The 19,659-nt window shown below is 62.3% G+C and carries 15 protein-coding genes and 1 pseudogene; 4 read left to right on the top strand and 12 right to left on the bottom strand.

What is annotated here, in order from left to right; translation table 11 throughout:
• The 4 genes and pseudogenes from pyrB to ACK4OE_RS09730 form a co-directional block, all read right to left on the bottom strand.
• Positions 1-109, bottom strand: a pseudogene (gene pyrB / locus ACK4OE_RS09745) (aspartate carbamoyltransferase catalytic subunit); the annotation flags it as partial.
• Between the two features lie 12 nt (positions 110-121).
• Positions 122-646 carry a bifunctional pyr operon transcriptional regulator/uracil phosphoribosyltransferase PyrR gene (gene pyrR / locus ACK4OE_RS09740; RefSeq protein ID WP_409884610.1) on the bottom strand — a complete coding sequence of 175 codons (525 nt, stop codon included), beginning with the start codon at positions 644-646 and terminating at the stop codon, positions 122-124.
• Entirely contained in the window at positions 643-1,062 is a 420-nt protein-coding gene (gene ruvX / locus ACK4OE_RS09735; RefSeq protein WP_409884609.1) for a Holliday junction resolvase RuvX, read from the bottom strand. The genes pyrR and ruvX overlap by 4 nt, the downstream gene beginning before the upstream one ends.
• Positions 1,059-1,658 (bottom strand): YqgE/AlgH family protein, encoded by a 600-nt coding sequence (locus tag ACK4OE_RS09730; RefSeq protein ID WP_409884608.1) that lies wholly within the window; start codon positions 1,656-1,658, stop codon positions 1,059-1,061. The genes ruvX and ACK4OE_RS09730 overlap by 4 nt, the downstream gene beginning before the upstream one ends.
• A 21-nt stretch (positions 1,659-1,679) precedes the next feature.
• On the opposite strand from ACK4OE_RS09730, the gene ACK4OE_RS09725 reads away from it, so the two are divergent.
• A complete protein-coding gene (locus ACK4OE_RS09725; protein ID WP_409884607.1) occupies positions 1,680-3,167 on the top strand; it encodes a cryptochrome/photolyase family protein in 1,488 nt (495 codons plus the stop codon).
• A gap of 57 nt (positions 3,168-3,224) precedes the next feature.
• Here ACK4OE_RS09725 and ACK4OE_RS09720 read toward each other — a convergent pair whose 3' ends face one another.
• From ACK4OE_RS09720 to ACK4OE_RS09690, 7 genes are all read right to left on the bottom strand, one after another.
• On the bottom strand, positions 3,225-4,415 hold the full coding sequence (locus ACK4OE_RS09720; RefSeq protein ID WP_409884606.1) for a PilT/PilU family type 4a pilus ATPase: 1,191 nt from the start codon (positions 4,413-4,415) through the stop codon (positions 3,225-3,227).
• Positions 4,416-4,499: 84 nt separating this feature from the next.
• Positions 4,500-10,652, bottom strand: coding sequence for an Hpt domain-containing protein (locus ACK4OE_RS09715; RefSeq protein WP_409884605.1), 6,153 nt, complete (start codon positions 10,650-10,652; stop codon positions 4,500-4,502).
• A gap of 44 nt (positions 10,653-10,696) precedes the next feature.
• On the bottom strand, positions 10,697-12,970 hold the full coding sequence (locus tag ACK4OE_RS09710; RefSeq protein WP_409884604.1) for a methyl-accepting chemotaxis protein: 2,274 nt from the start codon (positions 12,968-12,970) through the stop codon (positions 10,697-10,699).
• A gap of 21 nt (positions 12,971-12,991) precedes the next feature.
• Positions 12,992-13,519, bottom strand: coding sequence for a chemotaxis protein CheW (locus ACK4OE_RS09705; protein ID WP_055393363.1), 528 nt, complete (start codon positions 13,517-13,519; stop codon positions 12,992-12,994).
• A gap of 15 nt (positions 13,520-13,534) precedes the next feature.
• Entirely contained in the window at positions 13,535-13,900 is a 366-nt protein-coding gene (locus ACK4OE_RS09700) for a PleD family two-component system response regulator (protein ID WP_010459520.1), read from the bottom strand.
• On the bottom strand, positions 13,900-14,298 hold the full coding sequence (locus tag ACK4OE_RS09695) for a PleD family two-component system response regulator (protein WP_034692846.1): 399 nt from the start codon (positions 14,296-14,298) through the stop codon (positions 13,900-13,902). The genes ACK4OE_RS09700 and ACK4OE_RS09695 overlap by 1 nt, the downstream gene beginning before the upstream one ends.
• Positions 14,299-14,347: 49 nt before the next feature.
• Complete coding sequence (locus ACK4OE_RS09690) at positions 14,348-14,521, bottom strand: rubredoxin (protein ID WP_008903269.1); 174 nt, start codon at positions 14,519-14,521, stop codon at positions 14,348-14,350.
• A 94-nt stretch (positions 14,522-14,615) separates the two neighbouring features.
• On the opposite strand from ACK4OE_RS09690, the gene ACK4OE_RS09685 reads away from it, so the two are divergent.
• The 3 genes from ACK4OE_RS09685 (at position 14,616) to ACK4OE_RS09675 (ending at position 18,755) form a co-directional block, all read left to right on the top strand.
• On the top strand, positions 14,616-15,569 hold the full coding sequence (locus tag ACK4OE_RS09685) for a hydroxymethylpyrimidine/phosphomethylpyrimidine kinase (protein WP_409884603.1): 954 nt from the start codon (positions 14,616-14,618) through the stop codon (positions 15,567-15,569).
• Positions 15,553-16,863 carry a glutamate-1-semialdehyde 2,1-aminomutase gene (gene hemL, locus ACK4OE_RS09680; RefSeq protein ID WP_409884602.1) on the top strand — a complete coding sequence of 437 codons (1,311 nt, stop codon included), beginning with the start codon at positions 15,553-15,555 and terminating at the stop codon, positions 16,861-16,863. Before ACK4OE_RS09685 ends, hemL begins: the two co-directional genes overlap by 17 nt.
• Positions 16,864-17,003: 140 nt before the next feature.
• Complete coding sequence (locus tag ACK4OE_RS09675; protein ID WP_409884601.1) at positions 17,004-18,755, top strand: alkaline phosphatase D family protein; 1,752 nt, start codon at positions 17,004-17,006, stop codon at positions 18,753-18,755.
• A gap of 16 nt (positions 18,756-18,771) precedes the next feature.
• On the opposite strand, the gene ACK4OE_RS09670 is transcribed toward ACK4OE_RS09675, so the two are convergent.
• Positions 18,772-19,551, bottom strand: a complete 780-nt coding sequence (locus ACK4OE_RS09670) for an IclR family transcriptional regulator C-terminal domain-containing protein (protein WP_409884600.1) — start codon at positions 19,549-19,551, stop codon at positions 18,772-18,774.
• Positions 19,552-19,659: the final 108 nt, after the last annotated feature.

The raw sequence follows: 19,659 nt of genomic DNA, 5'->3' as shown, positions 1-19,659 counted from the left end.
CGGCCGTGTCGAGGATGTGCGTGACGATGTCGCGCGGCAGGCCCTCGATGGACAGCAGGTGGATGAGTTCGCCGTTGCCGTTGAGTTGGGGATTGCGCTTGTGCAGCACGGTCTGGCCTCTTTAGTCTTTGTCTTGGACTTGGAATCGGAAGGTGCCGCTGTCGTCACGCGCCAGGGCCAGCGAATGGGCGACAGGCAGAGCCACGCGGGCGGCGGCAAAGTCGGCCTGCACCGGCAGCTCGCGCCCGCCGCGGTCCACCAGCACCGCCAGCCGCACGCTGGCGGGGCGGCCGTAGTCGAACAGCTCGTTGAGCACGGCGCGGATGGTGCGGCCGGTGTAGAGCACGTCGTCGAGCACCAGCACATCGGCGCCGTTCACGTCAAACGGCAGCGCAGTCTGTGCGCCGGCCGACAAGCCGCGCTGGGCAAAGTCGTCGCGGTGCATGACCGACGACAGCACCCCGGCGGACCCTTCGAGGCCCAGGTCCTTTTGCAGGCGCTCGGCCAGCCAGGCGCCGCCGGAGGCGATGCCTGCCAGGTGCGTGGTGGGCGTCAGCATGCTGCGCACGCCGCGCAGCAGTTCGCGGTACAGCGCCTCGGCATCTAGCACCAGGCTGCCGGAGGCTGCAGGAGAGGGGTTGCTCATGGAAGATTCCTCAAAAACTGTTCCAGGATGATGCAGGCCGATGCGGCGTCTGCATCCTTGGCACCACCCGAGATGGCTTCGGTCGTGCTGTAGCGCTCGTCCACCTCAAACACCTGAAGGCCAAAGCGGCCACGCAACTGGCGGCCGAACTTGAGCGCGCGCTGGGTGTTCTCGTGGCTCGCGCCATCGGGGTGGTAGGGCACGCCGATCACGAGGGCGTCAGGTTGCCATTCCTTGATGCGCTCGGCCACCTGGGCAAAGCGGGCGTCGCCCTCGGCCTGGATGGTGCGCTGCGGCGTGGCGCCGCGCAGCATGCGGTTGCCCGAGGCTACACCCGTTCGCTTGAGGCCAAAATCGAAAGCAAGAAAGGTCTGGAAATGCGCAGGAACGGCAGGCTGAACGGGCAGGCCGGTCATGCGTGCCCCGCCTCGGGCGACAGCATCCAGGCCTTGAGGCCCAGCAGTGCAAGGGCGCTGTCGTAGCGCTCGGGCACAGGGGTGTCGAAAATCACCGAAAGATCCGCCGCCACCGTCAGCCAAGCGTTCTCAGCCAGCTCCGATTCAAGCTGGCCCTCACCCCAGGACGAATACCCCAACGTGATAAGCACCCGGCGCGGGCCTGCGCCCGTAGACAGCGCTTCGAGCACGTCCTTGGAGGTGGTCATCTCTAGCCCGCCGGGGATGGTCATGGTGGAGGCATATGCCGATTCGTCGGTTTCGGCCCGGTCCATCAGCATGGGCTCGTGCAGCACGAAACCGCGCTCAGTCTGCACGGGGCCTCCCTGGAACACAGGCTCTTTGGTGAGGTCTTCTCGGCGCAAGGACAGATCCACCTTGTCAAATAGGCCTTTGAGGGTGATGTCCGAGGGCTTGTTGATGATGAGGCCGAGCGCACCACGTTCGCTGTGCTCGCACAGGTAAACGACGCTGCGCGAGAAAGACTCATCTTCCAGACCGGGCATCGCGATCAGGAAGTGATGCGTCAGGTTGATGGGCGCAGAATCGAAAGACATCTCGCAATTTTAACGGTGAACATGGCACCCTCCTCCGAGCCTTCTTACCCCAGCGGTCTTGTCTGGTTCCGCCGCGACCTGCGCGCGAACGACCACGCTGCGCTGCACCGTGCACTGACCCAGTGCCAGCAGGTGCACTGCGTCTTTGTATTTGACCGTGAAATCCTGGACGCCCTGCCCCAGGCAGACCGGCGGGTGGAGTTCATCCACGCGTCACTGGTGGAGCTGGATGAGACGCTGCGCGCGCTTTCCGGGCAGGAACAGGGCGGCCTCATCGTGCTGCACGCGGTGTCCAGCGATGCAATTCCAGCACTGGCAGACACTCTGGGCGTGCAGGCGGTGTTCGCCAACCACGATGACGAGCCCCGGGCCTTGGAGCGCGACAGCCTCGTTCGCACGCGCCTGGCTGCCGCCGGGAAGGCCATGCATACCTTCAAGGACCACACTATTCTGGAACGCAGCGAGGTGCTGACCCAGACCGGCAACCCCTATAGCGTGTTCACGCCTTACAAGAACGCGTGGCTCAAGAAGGTGGATGTCTTTCAGCTCACCAGCTACCCCGTGGAGCGTCATACACGCCGGTTGGCGTGCCGCCCGCAGGAACACTGCTTACCAGTACCCACGCTGGCGTCGATGGGTTTCGAGGCCACGGCACTGGCACAGCTCAAGTTGCCCACTGGCGCCAGTGGGGCACAGCAGTTGTTCGACGATTTTCTGGGCCGCATCGAGCGGTACGATGACACGCGCAACTTTCCGGCCGTCAAAGGCCCCAGCTACCTCAGCGTGCATCTGCGTTTTGGCACGATCTCGCCGCGCCTGCTGGCACGCACTGCACATACGCTGATGCTGAAGGGCAACCCGGGCGCCAGCACGTGGCTGAGCGAGCTGATCTGGCGCGACTTCTACTTTCAGATCCTGCACCACCATCCGCATGTGGTGACACAAAGCTTCAAACCCGCGTACGACGCGATCCAGTGGGAATCAGGCGCCGAGGCTGACGCCCTGTTTGCGGCCTGGTGCGAAGGCCGCACGGGCTACCCGCTGGTGGACGCGGCCATGGCGCAAATCAACCAGACGGGCTACATGCATAACCGCCTGCGCATGGTGGTGGCCAGCTTCTTGGTCAAGGACCTCGGCATTGATTGGCGCTGGGGCGAGACCTACTTTGCCACCCACCTCAATGACTTTGATCTTGCAGCCAACAACGGCGGCTGGCAGTGGGCCAGTTCCAGCGGGTGTGATGCACAGCCTTACTTTCGCATCTTCAATCCGGTCAGCCAGAGCGAGAAGTTCGACCCGGAGGGCAAGTTCATACGCCGCTACCTGCCACAACTGGCGGGGCTCCCTACCAAGGCACTACATGCGCCGTGGCTAGCGCGCCCGCTCGAATTGCAGGAAGCAGGCGTTCGGCTGGGTAACAACTATCCGTTGCCTGTGGTGGACCATGACGTGGCACGCAAACGTACGCTGGAGCGTTACGCAGTGGTGAAGGCAGCCACTGCTGGCTAGTGGCCAGGATCAGCAGAGCACCCGTAGATCTCCTCAGCCGCCATCGGGTGGGGTGAGTCAGCGAGAGTTGGACGCTTCGGCGGACTGTGAAGAACTCATGCTCATGCCGTCCACGCTCAGCGTGCCACCTGCTGCCAGACGCAGCTTGAGCGACAGGTCGGTACGGTTGTCAGCGTGGGCGATGGCCTCCTCGGCAGAGATGGCGCCAGACTCGACCAGTTTGAACAGGGAATGGTCAAAGCTGCACATGCCTTGCTCAGCCCCGCGGTTGATCGCGGTTTTAAGCTCGTCGATCTGCCCCTTCTGGATCAGATCGGCCACGTACGGGGTGAGCAGCATGATCTCGGTAGCAGGAACCAGTCGGCCCTCGACACCCTTGATCAGGCGCTGGGCTACCACCGCACGCAGGTTGAGCGACAGGTCCATCTGCAGTTGTTTGTGTGCATGCTCCGGAAAGAAATTGAGAATGCGCTGCACCGCCTGGTTAGCGTTGTGCGCATGCAAGGTGGACACACACAAATGCCCCGATTCCGCGTAGTGCAGCGCGTGCTGCATTGTTGCGCGGTCTCGGATCTCACCGATCATGATCACGTTAGGTGCCTCACGCATGGCACGCCGCAAAGCCTCGTCGTACGACCGCGTGTCGATACCCACCTCTCGCTGTGTGATCAGCGATTTCTTGTGCAGATGCAGATACTCGATGGGGTCCTCGATGGTGAGAATGTGACCACTGGCGTTGGTGTTGCGATGGTCTATCAGCGCCGCCAGTGTCGTGGTCTTGCCGGAGCCTGCCGACCCTACCGTGAGGATGAGACCGCCCTTGAGAAAGGCCAGGTCTTTCAATACCTGGGGCAACCCCAACTCGTCCAGGCCCGCGATACTGCCAGCCACATGGCGAATGACCATACCCACCTGTCCGCGCTGCAGGTGCACGTTCACACGAAACCGGTCTCCCTCTGCAGTGGCATACGAAAAATCGCACTCCATGGTGGTCTCGAACTCATGGTGCTGCGCCTTGCCCATGATCGAGTACGCCATGGTCCGGATGTCCTGGGCCTTGAGCACCTGCTGGCTGATTGGCAAAAAAGCCCCTTGCCGCTTGACGGTAGGGGGCGCTCCGGCCAGCAGAAAAAGATCAGACGCACGTTCGCGAGCAACCAATGCCAAGCACGCCAACAACCGGCTGTCGCCATAAGGGGCCGGAGCTTTGCCTTCCAGTGAAACCCCTGACTGATTCACGGAATCCATGAGAAAGGACCCAAATGGTTAACGAAAGGTCGCAAACCAAGGTCACAAGCCCCATCGTTTGCAAATGGGGCGTGTGGCTTTCGATCAGACCTCTGCAGCTGCTTCGAGGCGTGCGTAGTGCTGAATCAGGCTCAGCAACTCTTCATCCGAATACGGCTTACCGAGATAGTGGTTCACGCCCAGCTCCATCGCGTGCTCACGGTGCTTTTCAGCGATGCGCGAGGTGATCATGATGATGGGCAGGTCACGCAAGGCGCCATCTGCTCGGATGTTGCGGGCCAAATCGAAACCATCCATGCGTGGCATTTCGATGTCGGACAGCACCACGGTGGGGCGCTCTTCCTGCAGTCGCTCCAGTGCCTGAAGCCCATCGGCAGCCAGCGCCACGCGATAACCTTCGCGCTGCAGCAAACGCTGCGTGACACGGCGCACCGTGATGGAGTCATCCACCACCAAAACCAGTGGAACCAGGCTCGGACCCGCCAGTTGCGCAGAGACCACCGACTTGCCAGCACCCGAACCAGCAGACTCCACTGCGGGCGGCAAGCCCACGCTGGAAGCGCGAACCTGATCGCCGTACACCGTGGCCAACGCCACCGGGTTGTAGATCAGCACCACAGCACCCGAAGCCAGCACAGACATACCGGCCAGGCCTGGTAGACGCGACAGCTGAGGCCCCAGGTTTTTCACCACCACTTCCTGGTTGCCAAGCACTTCGTCCACGTGCATGGCGATGCGCTGCGAAGCGCTGCGGAAAATCACCACTGGGCGGGTCTTGCCACCTGGCTCGTAGCTACGAGCAGAAGCCTGCAACAAAGCCCCAGACCAGAAGAACGGCAGTTTCTCAGTGCCGTCGTCAAAGGTGCCTGTGCGATACGCCTCGTCGAGGTCGGCCGCGGAGGTGCGGCGCACGATTTCAACCACGCTGGCAGGCACGCCCACCGCGAGGTCTCCCGCACGGAGCATCACGACCTGCGTCACCGCCGTGGTCAATGGCAGCACCATGCGGAAGCCAGCACCCTTTCCAGCCTCTGTCGTCGTCTCAATACGGCCACCCAAGGCGTTGATCTCGGCACGGACCACGTCCATCCCAATACCGCGCCCCGAGAGCCCGGTCACTTCAGACGCCGTGGAGAAACCAGGCATGAAGATCAGGTTGGCAGCGTCCGCATCGCTCAGTTCCACGTCCGCGGTCACGATGCCCTGCGACAAGGCCTTCTCACGAATGCGTGGCAGGTTCAGACCCGCTCCGTCATCGCGGAACTCCACCGACACGTCGTTGCCTTCGTGGTGCAGATCGATGGTGATCGTGCCCGACGCTGGCTTGCCTGCAGCCGTCCGTACTTGGGGCTCTTCAATGCCGTGAGCGACACAGTTGCGCAGCAAGTGTTCGAATGCGGGGGTCATGCGGTCCAGCACGCCTCGGTCCATTTCAATGGAGCCGCCGGTGATGTCCAGCTTGATCTGCTTGCCGGTTTCCTTGGAAGCCTGCCGCACCACGGCGTAGAGCCGCTCGGAAATACCTTCGAACTCCACCATGCGGGTGCGCAGCAGGTCGCGCTGCAGTTCACGCGCCTGACGGCCCTGAGCGATCAGATCGTCTTCTGCGCCTTCCATGGCACGCTGCAGGTTGCGCTGTACAGTGGCCACGTCGTTGACAGACTCGGCCATCATGCGGGTCAGTTCCTGCACGCGGGTGAAACGGTCAAACTCCAGCGGATCAAACCCTGCGGCAGAATCTTTGGACAGCGCCAGGCGCGATTGCATCTGCGACTCGGCCTGAACCTCGATGTCTCGAAGCTGCTGGCGCAAACGGTCCAGATTGCCCGACAGGTCGGTCAAAGAACTGCGGAACTGGCCCAAACGCACGTCCAACCGAGAGCGACTGATCATCACCTCGCCCGCCTGATTCACCAGACGGTCTAACAGCTGGGCACGTACGCGTACCGACTGGCTGGCTGCCGCACGCAATGGAGCAAGCTGCGACGGCACGGGCAAACGAACGGCAGGCGCAGAAGGCCTTGGGCCTGCCTCTGCCGGCGATTCCGATGTGGAGACCGCAGAAGCTACGGGCACCTGCGAAGCCGGACGCACAGAATCCACCGGCGTTGAGATCACCGCATCGGCAGGGCTTTGGCCAATGGCACGCAGCGCTTCGAAATTCGCCTGCAGGCCGTCAAAGTTGCCTTGCAAGGGCTCAATCTGGTCTGAGGTAACCGTATCGACATCCAGCTGCTCGATGGCAGATTCCAGGCGGTGGGCCATTTCTCCCAAACGCATGGCACCAGCAAGTCTTGAGCTGCCCTTGAGCGTGTGAAGCGCACGAAGCACTTCACTGCGGGCACCGAGGTTGTCAGGGCGCGAAGCCCATTGACGCAATGCACCGCCCAGTTGGGGCAGCAGTTCAGCGGCTTCTTCTTCGAAGATCGGAAACAGATCGGGATCAATGACGTCGATGGCATCGATGTCGTCGTCCATATCGGAGCCCATGGCGATGGCATGGGCGATGGCGTTGTCCACGTCCTGGTCGTGGTCCCTGTCGTGTACGACCACAGACAACGCTGGCGCCACATGGCCTGCCTGAACCACCACGGGTGCAATTTCGGGTGCGGCTTGTTCTGCCAGCCCTGGCTCTGCAGGAGCATCAAAGGACAGATTTTGCCCAACCTCTTCGCGCTCCAGCGGCAAATCGTCGTCCTCTTCGGGGGGCGACAAGGTGTTGTCCACCTCGGTTTCCAGAATCTGTCGCAGTTGCTCCAGCACTTCCTGGCTGGGCTCTTTGAGGAAGCCGGCAGCAAACTGGTGCAGCAACCTGCGGATATCGTCGGCAGCAGCCATGAAGGACTGAGCCTGCTCTTCGGTGCCACCCGACTGCAGTTGCACGTGCTGGAGCGCGTGCTCCAGAACGCGGGACAACTCCGACAACGCGGTGAACCCTACCGTCGCAGAACTGCCTGCCAGCGAGTGTGCCAGCGCCACCGCCATATCGGGCAGCGGTTGGTGCAGCTCCAGCGACCATTCCTGCAGGCACGTCACCAACCGGCGCGACCACTCGTCCGCCTCGTTGAGGTAGACGTTGTACAAGGGAATGCCAATGCGCAAGGTTTCAATGACCTTGACCGCGTCGTCATGGCTACTGTCTTCTTGCGGCAGCGCTTCGTGAACGTCAGCAGCGACCACAGGAATGGGCTCCGCCTCCACCGATTCAGCACCAGGTACCCCTGCAGGTGCTTGCGCATCCGGTGGAGAATCCAGCAGGCTTTCGAGTTCTGCAAGGGCCGCATCATCGAGGTCCGCAACATCAAAAGCCTCTGTGGCCAGTGCGGGCGCAGGTTCTGCCGCCACTTCCGCAGGCAGTTCGAACACATCTGCAGGAAGTTCCGCCTCCGGCGCTGTCGGCTCGAGCGGCTCCAGGTCAGGCAGTTCGAGATCGAGTACGAAGTCTGCACTGGAGGGATCGACCGCAGCAGGCTCACCAGGCGTCTCGTTCAACGCCGCCGTAAAGACAGAGAAATCAATGTCTTCCGCCACGTCCGATGACGCGCCTGACACTTCGGCGTACTGCTCGGGCACATGATCGGAAATCTGTGTGGATTCGAAGTCCGGCATCGCCTGGGATGCTTCAATCGCTTCGGGCAACTTTTCGGCCACCAGCGCGGGCTCTTCTGCCAGCGGTTGCGACACCTCCAGCGGCGCTTCTTCCAGCACATCCGCTACGGCGATTGGCTCATCGACCACCTCGGCAGGTACGACCCCTTCGGCAGGTGCCGCCAACGGGAGCAATGTGCCATCCAGACGCATTGCATCGGCGGATTTACGGAATGCTTCAGTGCTCCAGCCTGCCGCTTCACCGGCGGCGATGTCATCGGCCCATCGGCTGAAGGCGCGCATGGCATCCGACGACAGCTGCAACAGCTCGGGGTGCATGGGCTTTTGTTCAGCCAGCCAGGCGTTCAGCAGTTGCTCCATCGACCAGGCGGCTTCGCCGAAGTCATTGAGCCCCACCATCCGCGAGCTCCCCTTGAGAGTATGGAAAGCGCGGCGCAACGTGGTCTGTTCGCTCAGGTTGCCCGGTTCATCCTTGAGCAAATCAATGGCGCCGAGCCCTGTAACGACCACTTCGCGCGCCTCTTCGAGGAACACTTCAAGCAGCTCGTCTTCGATTTCCAGAGGGCGCGGAACGGGGGCCGCCATGGCTGGCAAGGCAGCAGGTGCAGACGCTGCAGAGCGGCCAGGGGACGCAGGCGCATCGAAAGAGATCTCTGGCGCCAATGCAGCGGGTTCTGCATGGGCCAATGGCTGTGGTTCGGCTGCGGGAGCGAAATCCGGGAACGGCGCGAAATCGGTGGGTTCGCTGACAGGTTCCGGCGCCGGAAAGCGTGGCACCACATCTGGCAATGGCACGGCCGCACGCTCGTCGAGCTTGGTGGGAGTTTCCTCCACCGCATCGGTGGCGCGCGAGCGTGTCTTGCCCATCAAGATGCGCAACTCACCCAGCTCTTCGTCGTATACAAACAGCTTGCGCGCCATGGTGCGCTGGTAGCTGAGCATATCAATCAGGAATCCAAGCGCGCCAAGGCTGTTACCCAATTTTTCGAAAGCAGCCTGTCGGTCTTCCTCGGGGATTTCGTTGATCAGCAGGCGCTCCACTGTGTCGCGCATGCGAATCACGGCAAGCGACGCCTGATCAAGCCCCAACACCGATAGCACACCGCGCATTTGGGCCAGGTGCCCAGGCACCGTGGCAAGCACAGCGGTGTCCTGGGGATTTCGGAAAAACTGATCCAGAGACTTTTCTGCTTCACCCAGGGTCGCGCGAAGTTCGTCGACCACGCTGCCCATGGTCTGGTTATCGCTGACGCGGCGGTACAGCTCTTCCATCCACTGTTCGAGGGGCTCAGGTTCTGCGCCCGTACCGACTGCGTCCAGACGCTCCGCCAAACGGGCCGCACGGGCCTCCATCTGGTCATCGGCGGCATCCAGTTCTTCAAACGCAGCCTGCAGGTACAACACCGAGGTGGCCACCTCCATAGCCAATGCGGCAGACGGAGGCTCACCCGACCGGGTGGTGGCGTCCAGCGCACGGGTCAGCGCCTGCGCGAGGCTTTCGCTACCAGGGTGCAACTTGCGCAGCGAATCGCACACCAGACTGAACTGGTCCGCCGCTGGCTTGAGTTTGTTGCGATCCCCACCGGCCAAGGCCGACCACGTTTCGGTCGCAGACGCAATGCGCTTGCGAGCTTGTGTAAGCACCGCGGGGTCGAAGCGACCAAAACGGGTTGTTTCGTAATCTACGGGCTTGAAGCGATCCAAGGCAAACGCCTGGCGCACCGCGAACAACGAGGGCAAAGGGTTGTCGGACGACTCGGCAGGCTTGGCCTGCGAGCAGAAGAACAGCAGATCCTGAACCAACCGGTCAGAAATGGTCGTGTCACCCTTGGCAAGGGTTGCGTACTGCATCAGAACGCGCGACGCCACACGCTTGACGTAAACGTCGGGAGGCAACAGCCCCGCACCGAAGGCTTCAAAAAAACCAGCGCAAATCTTCCAAAAGGCGCGCGACTGGCGATCTGACTCTGCAGCAACAAAACAGAGACAGGTATCACGCAGGCTCCGGGCTGCTTTCAAATCGCCGGACTTGACGATCCTCAGAACCGCAGAATCCAGGCGCGCCCGAGCTTCCGGCCCATAGGACAGCGGTGTGGCCGCAATAGCACCCTCTGGCTCACGAAAGCGGCGCTCCACCGGCCACAGGTCGGCTGGATGCACGCGCTCGGCGCCAGCCAGTGCCTGCGCGTCCCGGTACTGAGGAAACAGCGCCACCGGCGAAGTCGCCTTGCCTGCCAGCACAGTTTCCAAATATTCGATCAGCGCAAAACTAGCGCGCTCTATGACCGCAGCAGCTTCATCGCTGCAGGTTTCAGGGCGCTGCACAAACTTTTGAACGGCAGACTCCATGGACCGGAGCACCAGTGCCGGTGGACCCATGCCCACCATTTCAAGGGCCCCGCAGGCTTGATGGAGTTGCTGACGCGCGATGCGTAAAGGGCCCGCGTCCAGAGATGCGAGATCGGATTCGCGCGCGGCTTCGGCATCCCGCACGAAACGGCGCATGGCTTTGACAGCACCGTCCAGCGATTTGCGCAGTTCGTCAAGCACCCAGGCCAGCGGGCCCAGGTCTTGATCTCCCTGGGTCCCATCAGCGGCCGGTGCATTGTTGACATCAATAGATGACATGGATTCGTCCCCGGCTGCAATGAGCCAGCTGGTTGATGACTACGTCAGGCGATCTTGAACCGTGCCACCGATTGGCGTAGTTCTTCGGCCATGTGCGAGAGCTCGCGCACCTGCTGCGCTGTGGAACGGGTGCCTTCACCCGTCTGCTCGGTCACCGCAAAAATGTGCTGGATGTTGTCGGCCACCTCGTTGGCCAGAACAGCTTCCCTGGAAGTCGAAGACGAAATCTGCTCAATCAGTTCAGCAAGACGGCGCGACACACGGTCAATCTCGGACAGAGCGGTACCCGCGCTATCGGACAGTCGAGCACCTTCCACCACCCCTTGCGTGGAGCGTTCCATAGCGGCCACAGCATCCTGGGTGTCGGTCTGAATGGCTTTCACCAGCGCAGAAATCTGGCGCGTCGCATCGGCGGAACGCTCAGCCAGACGCTGCACTTCTTCCGCCACCACCGAGAAGCCGCGACCAGCTTCACCGGCGGATGCAGCCTGAATGGCGGCGTTCAGCGCCAAAACGTTCGTCTGTTCAGTAATGTCAGAAATCAGCTCGGTGATTTCACCGATCTCCTGCGACGATTCGCCCAGGCGCTTGATCCGCTTGGAGGTGTCTTGGATCTGGTCACGGATGGAATTCATACCGCCAATGGCGTTCTGCACGGCCTGCAGACCGGAGTCGGCAGCTTGCAGCGATTGACGGGCCACTGTGGCGGACTCTTGGGCCTGTGTCGACACCTCGTTGATTCGGGTCGCCATATCCAGAACGGAGCGGCCAGTTTCGCGAATTTCACGCAGCTGTTCCGTCGAAGCGGCGAGCAGTTCGGTCGACGTGCTGTCCACCTGGGCGGTCGTCTGCGCAACGCGGGTCGCCGTATTTTGCACGCTGCCCACCAGCTGGCGGAGTTCCTCCACCGTGTAGTTCACGGAGTCAGCAATAGCGCCCGTGATGTCCTCGGTCACCGTGGCTTCCTGCGTCAAGTCACCTTCAGCGACCGATTGCAGCTCGTTCATCAAACGCAAAATGGCGGCCTGGTTCGCGTCGTTGACGCGCTTGGCTTCCTGCTCTTGGCGCTTGGCGTCCTTTTGCTGCATTTCGGCGTTGGCTTGGCGGCCACGGCTGTCGAGCAGCTGAACACGCGAGATACCGACACCGCACAAGACCACAAACAGGCCCGCAAGCGCCAGAGCTGCGACCTGTCCCCCGCCCAAACCAGTCTGGGCAGACAGCTTGGACTGCAAATCTTCCAGTTGACGACGCAGCGGTTCGCTGTCGGCAATGATCGCGGATTGCGCTTCGCGGGCAGAGACCAGACCCTGGAGGTTACCCAGAATGGCGCTGGCCTGAGTGCGGGTTTGCTCATAGAGCTTAACCAGCGCTTCCAGCTGCTCGCGGGTCTGCGCATCCTTGGTGGCCGTCAGGCGCAACTCAGGGCTGCCATCCAGCAGACCTTGGGCGATTTCTTTGAACGAGTTCAAATCCTTGCCCAGCAAGAACACGGCTTCTGGGCTCACGCCCTCCATGGTCTGGAATTCGTTGGCCGACTTGCCAATGCGCTGGGTCAACATCACAAGCTGACCCGCAGCCGAGATTTCTGAGGCTGGTGCGTTCTGCTGCAGTTTCAGCGACGACACCGTCTCGGCAATCTCAAGCAGGTCAGACGACTGGCGGTTAATGGTGCGCAGAGCGTCACCGACCTGCGTCAGAATTTTTTGCTGCCCCATGACCACGCTGGCATTGCGCTCGGCACGCTCCATCAGAGGGTTCACGGATTCGAGATCGGGCTTGAAAGGCTCGCCCAAGGACTGCACATCCAGTTCGTCGTCACCCGCGTTGAGCGCGCGCACGTTACGCGCCAGCACGCCAGAGCTTTCCACCACGTCGGGGAAGGCCTGCGGACTACCCACCAGCGCCTGAGATACTGACTTGGCAAGCCGCTGCGACTGCATCAGCGATTGGCCGGTAGCCGCGAGTTGTTGCGCAGAACGGTCCGCTTGTTGCAGCACCCAACCGGCAATCAGCGCCAGAACCACCACTCCGATGGCAAGCAGCGCCAGCAAACGGCGCTGATGACCGGCAGCGGTAGAACGCCCCAGCAACGGCAACGAAATCAGATCTTCATCAGCGTCCGGTGATGAGAGTTCGGGGGAGTAACCATCAGGGTCGCCCTGCACGCTGTTCATGCCTTCGGCCTGATAGCCTCCATCGAGCGAGCCCGTTGCAAGGAGATCACGCCCGTCATCGGCAGTGCCAGCAGTCGCGCCGGTGTCCGACGTGCCGGGTTTCCGGTTGAACAGTTTTCCAAATTGATTGACGACGGACATGGTGCAGCCTTACAGAAAAACTCAAGCACTGATGCTCAGGAAAGCGGGATGTTGGGACAGGATCTGCAAGTTCAGCTCCTGCCAGCGTGTGCCGCTGGAATCGATATAGGTGGTGCCAAAGAACGCGGGCGAATCCTCGGCGGGCGGCTCAGAAGACACAAATGCATCGGTCCCACGCAGGCCTGCAAGGCGATCCACCAGCAACGCTGCATTGACCTCCAGGGCGGCATTGAAGGCCAGCAGGCTGGCTTCGGACAAGGCCTGCTCCGTGCGCGGAGCGGCTGAACCCAGAAGGCCTGCCAGATCCACCACGCCGACCAGCCCGCCGCGCAGGTTGGCCACACCCAGAAACCACCGCTGGGTGTAGGGCACCGCCTGGATCGAGACCCAGGGAAAGATCTCCCCCGACTGACCCAGTGGCAGCAAGTAAAAACTCCCGGCCGACTCGACAGCCAGCCAGGATGAAACAGAGGACCCTTCGGTTCTTGCAGCCTGAAGGCGGCTGGCAAGTCGGGTCTGGAGCTCTCGCAGGGCTTCGCGGTTGGCCATGAACGCGCCGCAGCCTTAGTTCAGAGCGTCAATTTTGGCCTGCAGTTCAGCGGGATCCACGGGCTTGGTGATATAGCCGCGCGCACCCTGCCGCATCCCCCAGACGCGATCCGTTTCCTGGTTCTTGCTGGTGCACATGATGATGGGCACATCGGCGTACAGCGGGTCGCGGGTGATGGCACGTGTGAGCTGGAAGCCGTTTTGGCCGGGCATGACAACGTCCATGAGGATCAGGTCGGGCTTTTCCTCCGCCAGACGGCGGAAAGCCTCATCGGCATTTTCTGCGGTGCGTACCTGCATGCCTTTTTTCTGAAGCAGGTCGGTCAAAAACATCAACTCGGTCTTCGAGTCGTCGACGACCAATACTTTCTGGATGGGCATTACATCGCTCCTTGTTGGGCATTGCCAAATTGCTGCACGGCTTGCAGCAACTGGTCTTTGGTAAACGGTTTGGTGAGATATTCCTGGCAGCCGACCATGCGCCCGCGCGCTTTGTCGAATACACCATCCTTGGAGGACAGCATCACCACCGGAGTATCTGCAAAACGGGCATTGCGCTTGATGATGGCGCAGGTCTGGTACCCGTCGAGCTTGGGCATGAGGATGTCGCAGAAAATCAGCTGAGGCTGGTAATCATTGACTTTGGCCAAAGCATCAAAGCCGTCGTCGGCCAACAAGACTTCGTGCCCCCCCTGCTTGAGAAAAATCTCGGCGCTTCGACGGATGGTGTTGCTGTCATCCACCACGAGCACTTTGAAAGATGCGCCTGTTGTAGTCAATTGTTACTGCTCCCGATGGAAAAATAAACAACGCAGCGGTCGCTGCGTCTCAAATCTGAACCATCTCGAAATCTTCCTTGCGGGCGCCACATTCTGGGCACGTCCAATTCATGGGAACCTGATCCCATGGAGTGTTGGGTGCAATGCCGTGCTCAGGTGAACCCTCCGCCTCGTCATAAATCCAACCGCAAATCAAGCACATCCAAGTTTTAGAGTCGATCACAGCTTAAAGGGCCTTCACATAGAATGCAACGATTGTATCTAGTCATCTCAGCCGCCTGCAGCTTCTGTGCCACCCATCCAGCAGGAACTGGTCCATGACCATCAAAGCCCCCCTCCCCCCTCCAGAAATCACCGACATTGACGATGAAGACGTGGAGGATGCAAGCCCGGCCTGCGTTCTGGTCTTCAACGCCAGCGACCCCAGCGGAGCCGGTGGACTGACCGCTGACATCACCACCATCGCGTCCGTCGGCGGGCATCCGATTGCCGTGGTTACCGGAGCATACGCCCGCGACACGGCTGAGATTTTTGACCACTTCAGCTTCGACGACGAGGCCGTGGCCGAGCAGGCGCGGGCCGTGCTGGAGGACCTGCCGGTGCAGGCCATCAAGATCGGTTTTGTGGGCAGCCCCGAGAACATCAGCACCATCGCCGAAATAACGACAGACTATGACGAAGTCCCGGTGATAGCCTACATGCCCAACCTCTCCTGGTGGCGTGAAGAGCTGATCGATGAGTACTTGGACGCCTTCCGCGAATTGTTGTTACCGCAGACCTCAGTGTTGGTTGGAAACCACAGTACGCTGTGGCGCTGGCTGTTGCCCGACTGGACCAGCGACCGCAGCCCTTCCGCCCGCGACATCGCCAGGGCCGCATCCGACATGGGCGTTCCGTACACATTGGTCACAGGCATCCCCTTGCCCGAGCAGTTTGTCGAAAACGTGTTGGCGTCGCCCCAGACCATTCTGGGCAGCGGCAAGTTCGAACTGTTCGACGCCACGTTTTCCGGCGCGGGCGACACGCTGTCGGCTGCGCTCACTGCACTGGTCGCCAGCGGCAATGACCTGGGCGAAGCCACCAGCGAGGCACTGGGTTACCTCGACCGCTGCCTGGACGCCGGTTTTCGCCCTGGAATGGGCCACATCGTGCCCGACCGCATGTTCTGGGCACTGCCCGATGAAGACGAAGCGGCCGACGACGAACTAGCAATTGACGAAACGCAAGCCATCGAAGGCTTTGTAATGCCACCCCATGACACCAAGCACTGATCTCAACATCCCCCTGTTCGAACGCGCCAAGGCGCTCATCCCCGGCGGCGTGAACTCGCCCGTGCGGGCCTTCAAAGCCGTAGGCGGCACGCCGCGTTTTGTGAAGCGGGCTCAAGGCGCCTACTTCTGGGACGCCAACGACCAGCGCTTTACTGATTACATCGGCTCCTGGGGCCCGATGATCCTGGGCCACGGCCACCCTGCCGTGCTCGAAGCGGTGCAAAAGGCAGCATTGGAAGGCTTCAGCTTTGGCGCGCCCACCGAACGCGAGGTAGAGCTGGCCGAAGAAATCCTGAGCCTCGTGCCGTCTATGGAGATGATTCGCCTTGTCAGCTCCGGCACCGAAGCCGGCATGAGCGCGATTCGCCTGGCGCGTGGTGCCACGGGCCGCAGCAAGTTCATCAAGTTTGAAGGCTGCTACCACGGCCATGCTGACTCGCTGCTGGTCAAGGCGGGCTCCGGCCTGGCCACCTTTGGCAACGCCACCAGCGCGGGCGTGCCGCCCGAGGTTGTGCAGCACACGCTGGTGCTCGAATACAACAACGTCGCCCAGCTGGAAGAAGCCTTCGCCCTGCATGGCAAGGAACTGGCCTGCGTGATGATCGAGCCGATTGCGGGCAACATGAATCTGGTGCGCGCCAGCGTTCCGTTCATGACGCGCTGCCGCGAGCTGTGCACCGAATACGGCGCGCTGCTGGTGTTCGACGAAGTGATGACCGGCTTCCGGGTGGCCCTGGGCAGCGCGCAAAGTGTCTACGCCAAGAGCATCCCGGGCTTTAAGCCCGACATCACGGTGCTGGGCAAGGTGATTGGCGGTGGCATGCCCCTGGCGGCCTTTGGTGGTCCGCGCGCCATTATGGAAAACTTGGCGCCGCTGGGTGCGGTGTACCAGGCCGGGACGCTGTCGGGCAACCCCGTGGCCACAGCCTGCGGGCTGGCCACGCTGCGCGAGATCAAGAAGCCCGGCTTCTTCGATGCGCTGTCCGCCACCACACGTTCGCTGGTCGATGGCCTGTCGGCTGCGGCCGCCGCCGAAGGCGTGCCCTTCAGCGCCGATTGCGAAGGTGGCATGTTCGGCTTTTTCCTGCTGCCCGAGCTGCCCCAGAACTACGCCCAGGTGCTCCAAACCGATAGCGCGCGTTTTAACCAGTTGTTCCACGGCCTGCTGGACCGCGGCATCTACATTGCGCCCGCGCTGTACGAGGCCGGTTTTGTCAGTTCCGCACACACCGCCGACGACATTGCCGCCACCGTGGCCGCCGCGCGTGACGTGTTCAAAGAACTATCAAAATAATAGCTACCAGCGCTTTACCAGAAAGCGCTAGAGGCCAATTTTATTGATATTCTGGAGGCACGGGTGTCGCCCGCCTCCTTTCATGTGGTCGTCATGCAGCGCAGGCAGGCTCGGGTGTTTTACCCCACACCTCTCGCGCCATGGCACACAAACCCCTCGTCTCCACACCCAACCCTCTTCGCGACGCAGCGCAGGCCGATGCCGGGCGGCGGCGCTTTGTGCGGCAGGTCGGCATGGCCGCCGCCGCGCTGGGCGCTCTGCCACTGGTGGCATGTGGCGGCGGCGATGCCGACGCGCCTGTCGTGCAGTTTGCGCATGGCATCGCCAGTGGCGACCCGCTGGCCGACCGCGTCATGCTGTGGACGCGGGTCACGCCACCCGCTGGCCATACCGGGGACATCCCGGTGGAATGGGAGCTTGCCACCGACAGCAACTTCACCGGCATCGCCGCGCAAGGCAAGGCCACGGCGCTTGCCAGCAAGGATTTCACCGTCAAGGTAGATGCCACCGGGCTCAAGGCGGCCACCACGTATTTCTACCGTTTTCGCGCCTACGCCACCCGCACTGCCACCGGCCGCACGCGAACCCTGCCCACCGGCAGCGTGGCGCAAGTCAAGCTGGCCGTGTTTTCGTGCGCCAACTACCCCACCGGCTACTTCAATGTGTATGCCGACGCTGCCCGCCGCAATGACTTGGACGCCACCGTGCACTTGGGTGACTACGTCTATGAATATGCCCAGGGCGGATATGCGTCGGCCAACGCTGGCGCACTGGGGCGGCTGTCGCAGCCTGCCAACGAGATCCTGAGCCTGGCCGACTACCGCCAGCGCCACGCCCAGTACAAAACCGACCCCGACCTGCAGGCCCTGCATGCAGCGGCGCCCATGATTGCGGTGTGGGACGACCACGAAATCACCAACGACACCTGGAGCAACGGCGCAGAAAACCACCAGAGCGCCACCGAAGGCAGCTTCAGCGCCCGCAAGGCCGCCGCCATGCAGGCCTACCATGAGTGGATGCCCACCCGCAACGCGCAGCCCGAGCTGATCTACCGCAGCTTTGCGTTTGGCAACCTGGTGGCGCTGCACATGCTTGACACCCGCGTGGTGGCACGCGACGAGCAGTTGGACTACGGCCAGTTTTTCACAGCCACCGGCTTTGACGCCGCCGCCTTCACAGCCGCTGTGGGCAGCACCAGCCGCCAGCTGCTGGGCACGACACAAACACAGTGGCTGCAGCAGCAGATGGCAGCATCCGGCGCCACCTGGCAGGTGCTGGGGCAGCAGGTGCTGATGGGCCGCATGAACATTCCGGCACCCATCCTGATGGAAACGCTGCAACCCGGCGCAGGCGTCTCCGTCAGCCAATATGCGGCGCTGGTGGCCCGCGCGCAGACGGCGCCCGCCAGCCTGACACCGGCCGAGCGGGCCGTCCTGGCGCAGCCCTCCATCCCCTACAACCTGGATGCCTGGGACGGCTACCAGGTGGCACGCGAGACCGTGCTGGCCACCTCACGCAGCCTGGGCAAGAATCTGGTGGTGCTGTCTGGCGACACCCACAACGCCTGGGCCAACGAGTTGCAAGACAGGAGCGGCAATGCCGTGGGCGTGGAATTCGCCACCTCATCCGTCAGCTCGCCGGGGTTTGAGGAATACCTGCCCAACGAAAACCCCGCCACGCTGGCTGGCGCGCTGCAGCAGCTCATCACACCCCTGAAGTACTGCGACACCTCGCGCCGCGGCTACATGGTGCTGACTGCCACCGCCACGGAGTGCCGCGCCGACTGGGTGTACGTCAGTACCATCACCAGCCGCACCTACACGGCCAGCACGGGCAAATCCCTGAAGGTGCTGGCGGGCGCGGCGGGTACTGGGCGCATCGTCGCGGCCTAACTACCGTTCGGCGCGGCTACAACAGCCCCCGCAGCTCCCGTGCTGCCTCCTGCAGCAGCGGCAGCATGTCGCGCTGCAGGGTCTGCGCCTGCACCTGCTGGGGCGATGCCACCACGTTCAGCGCTGCCACCGTCTGGCCCTGCAGATTGCGCAGCGGCACGGCCAGCGCGTGCACACCCAGTTCGTGCTCTTCTACCGCCAGGCAGCAATCGTCGCGCCGGGCCTGGGCCACCACCTTGCGCAGGGCGCCCGGTTGCGTCACCGTGTGGGGCGTCAGCCGCTGCAGCGAGCACGCCTTGAGCCACGCCGAGAACTCCGCCGCGGGCAGCGCAGCCAGCAGCACCCGCCCGGTGGACGTGGGGTGCGCGGGCAAACGTGCGCCCAGGTGCAGGCCATAGGCCATGGTGCGTGACGGCGCGCCGTATACCCCGCTGCGCGCGACGATCACCACCTCGTCCCCATCCAGCACCACGGCCGAGAAGGACTGCTGGGTCTGCGCGGCCAGCCGGTTGAGCGTGGGCTGCAACACGCGCGGCAGCCGGGCCGACGCGAGGTAGCTGCCTGAAAACCGCAGCACCTTGGGCGCCAGCCAGAAATAGCTGCCATCCGTCTCCAGATACCCCAGGTGCGCCAGCGTCAGCAGGTGCCTGCGCGCGGCGGCCCGCGTGAGGCCCGTGCGCTGCGCGGCCAATGAGGCGTTCAGGCGCTGGCGCTCGGTGTCAAAACTCTCCAGCACGGCCATGCCCTTGGCCATGCCTTCGATGAGATCGGACTTTGCAATCGGAACAGTGGTCATGGTTGTGGGTGCGCCATCAGCGGAGGCACCACCCTGCGGCGCGGCACATGACGCATATCAATAACTGCGCGATCATCGCACAAGCTATTCGGCAATCGCACGCTATCC

The organism is Acidovorax sp., assembly GCF_046314175.1.
In the GTDB taxonomy this organism is placed as follows: Bacteria; Pseudomonadota; Gammaproteobacteria; order Burkholderiales; family Burkholderiaceae_C; genus Acidovorax.
This window is presented reverse-complemented; position numbering and strand designations above follow the sequence as displayed.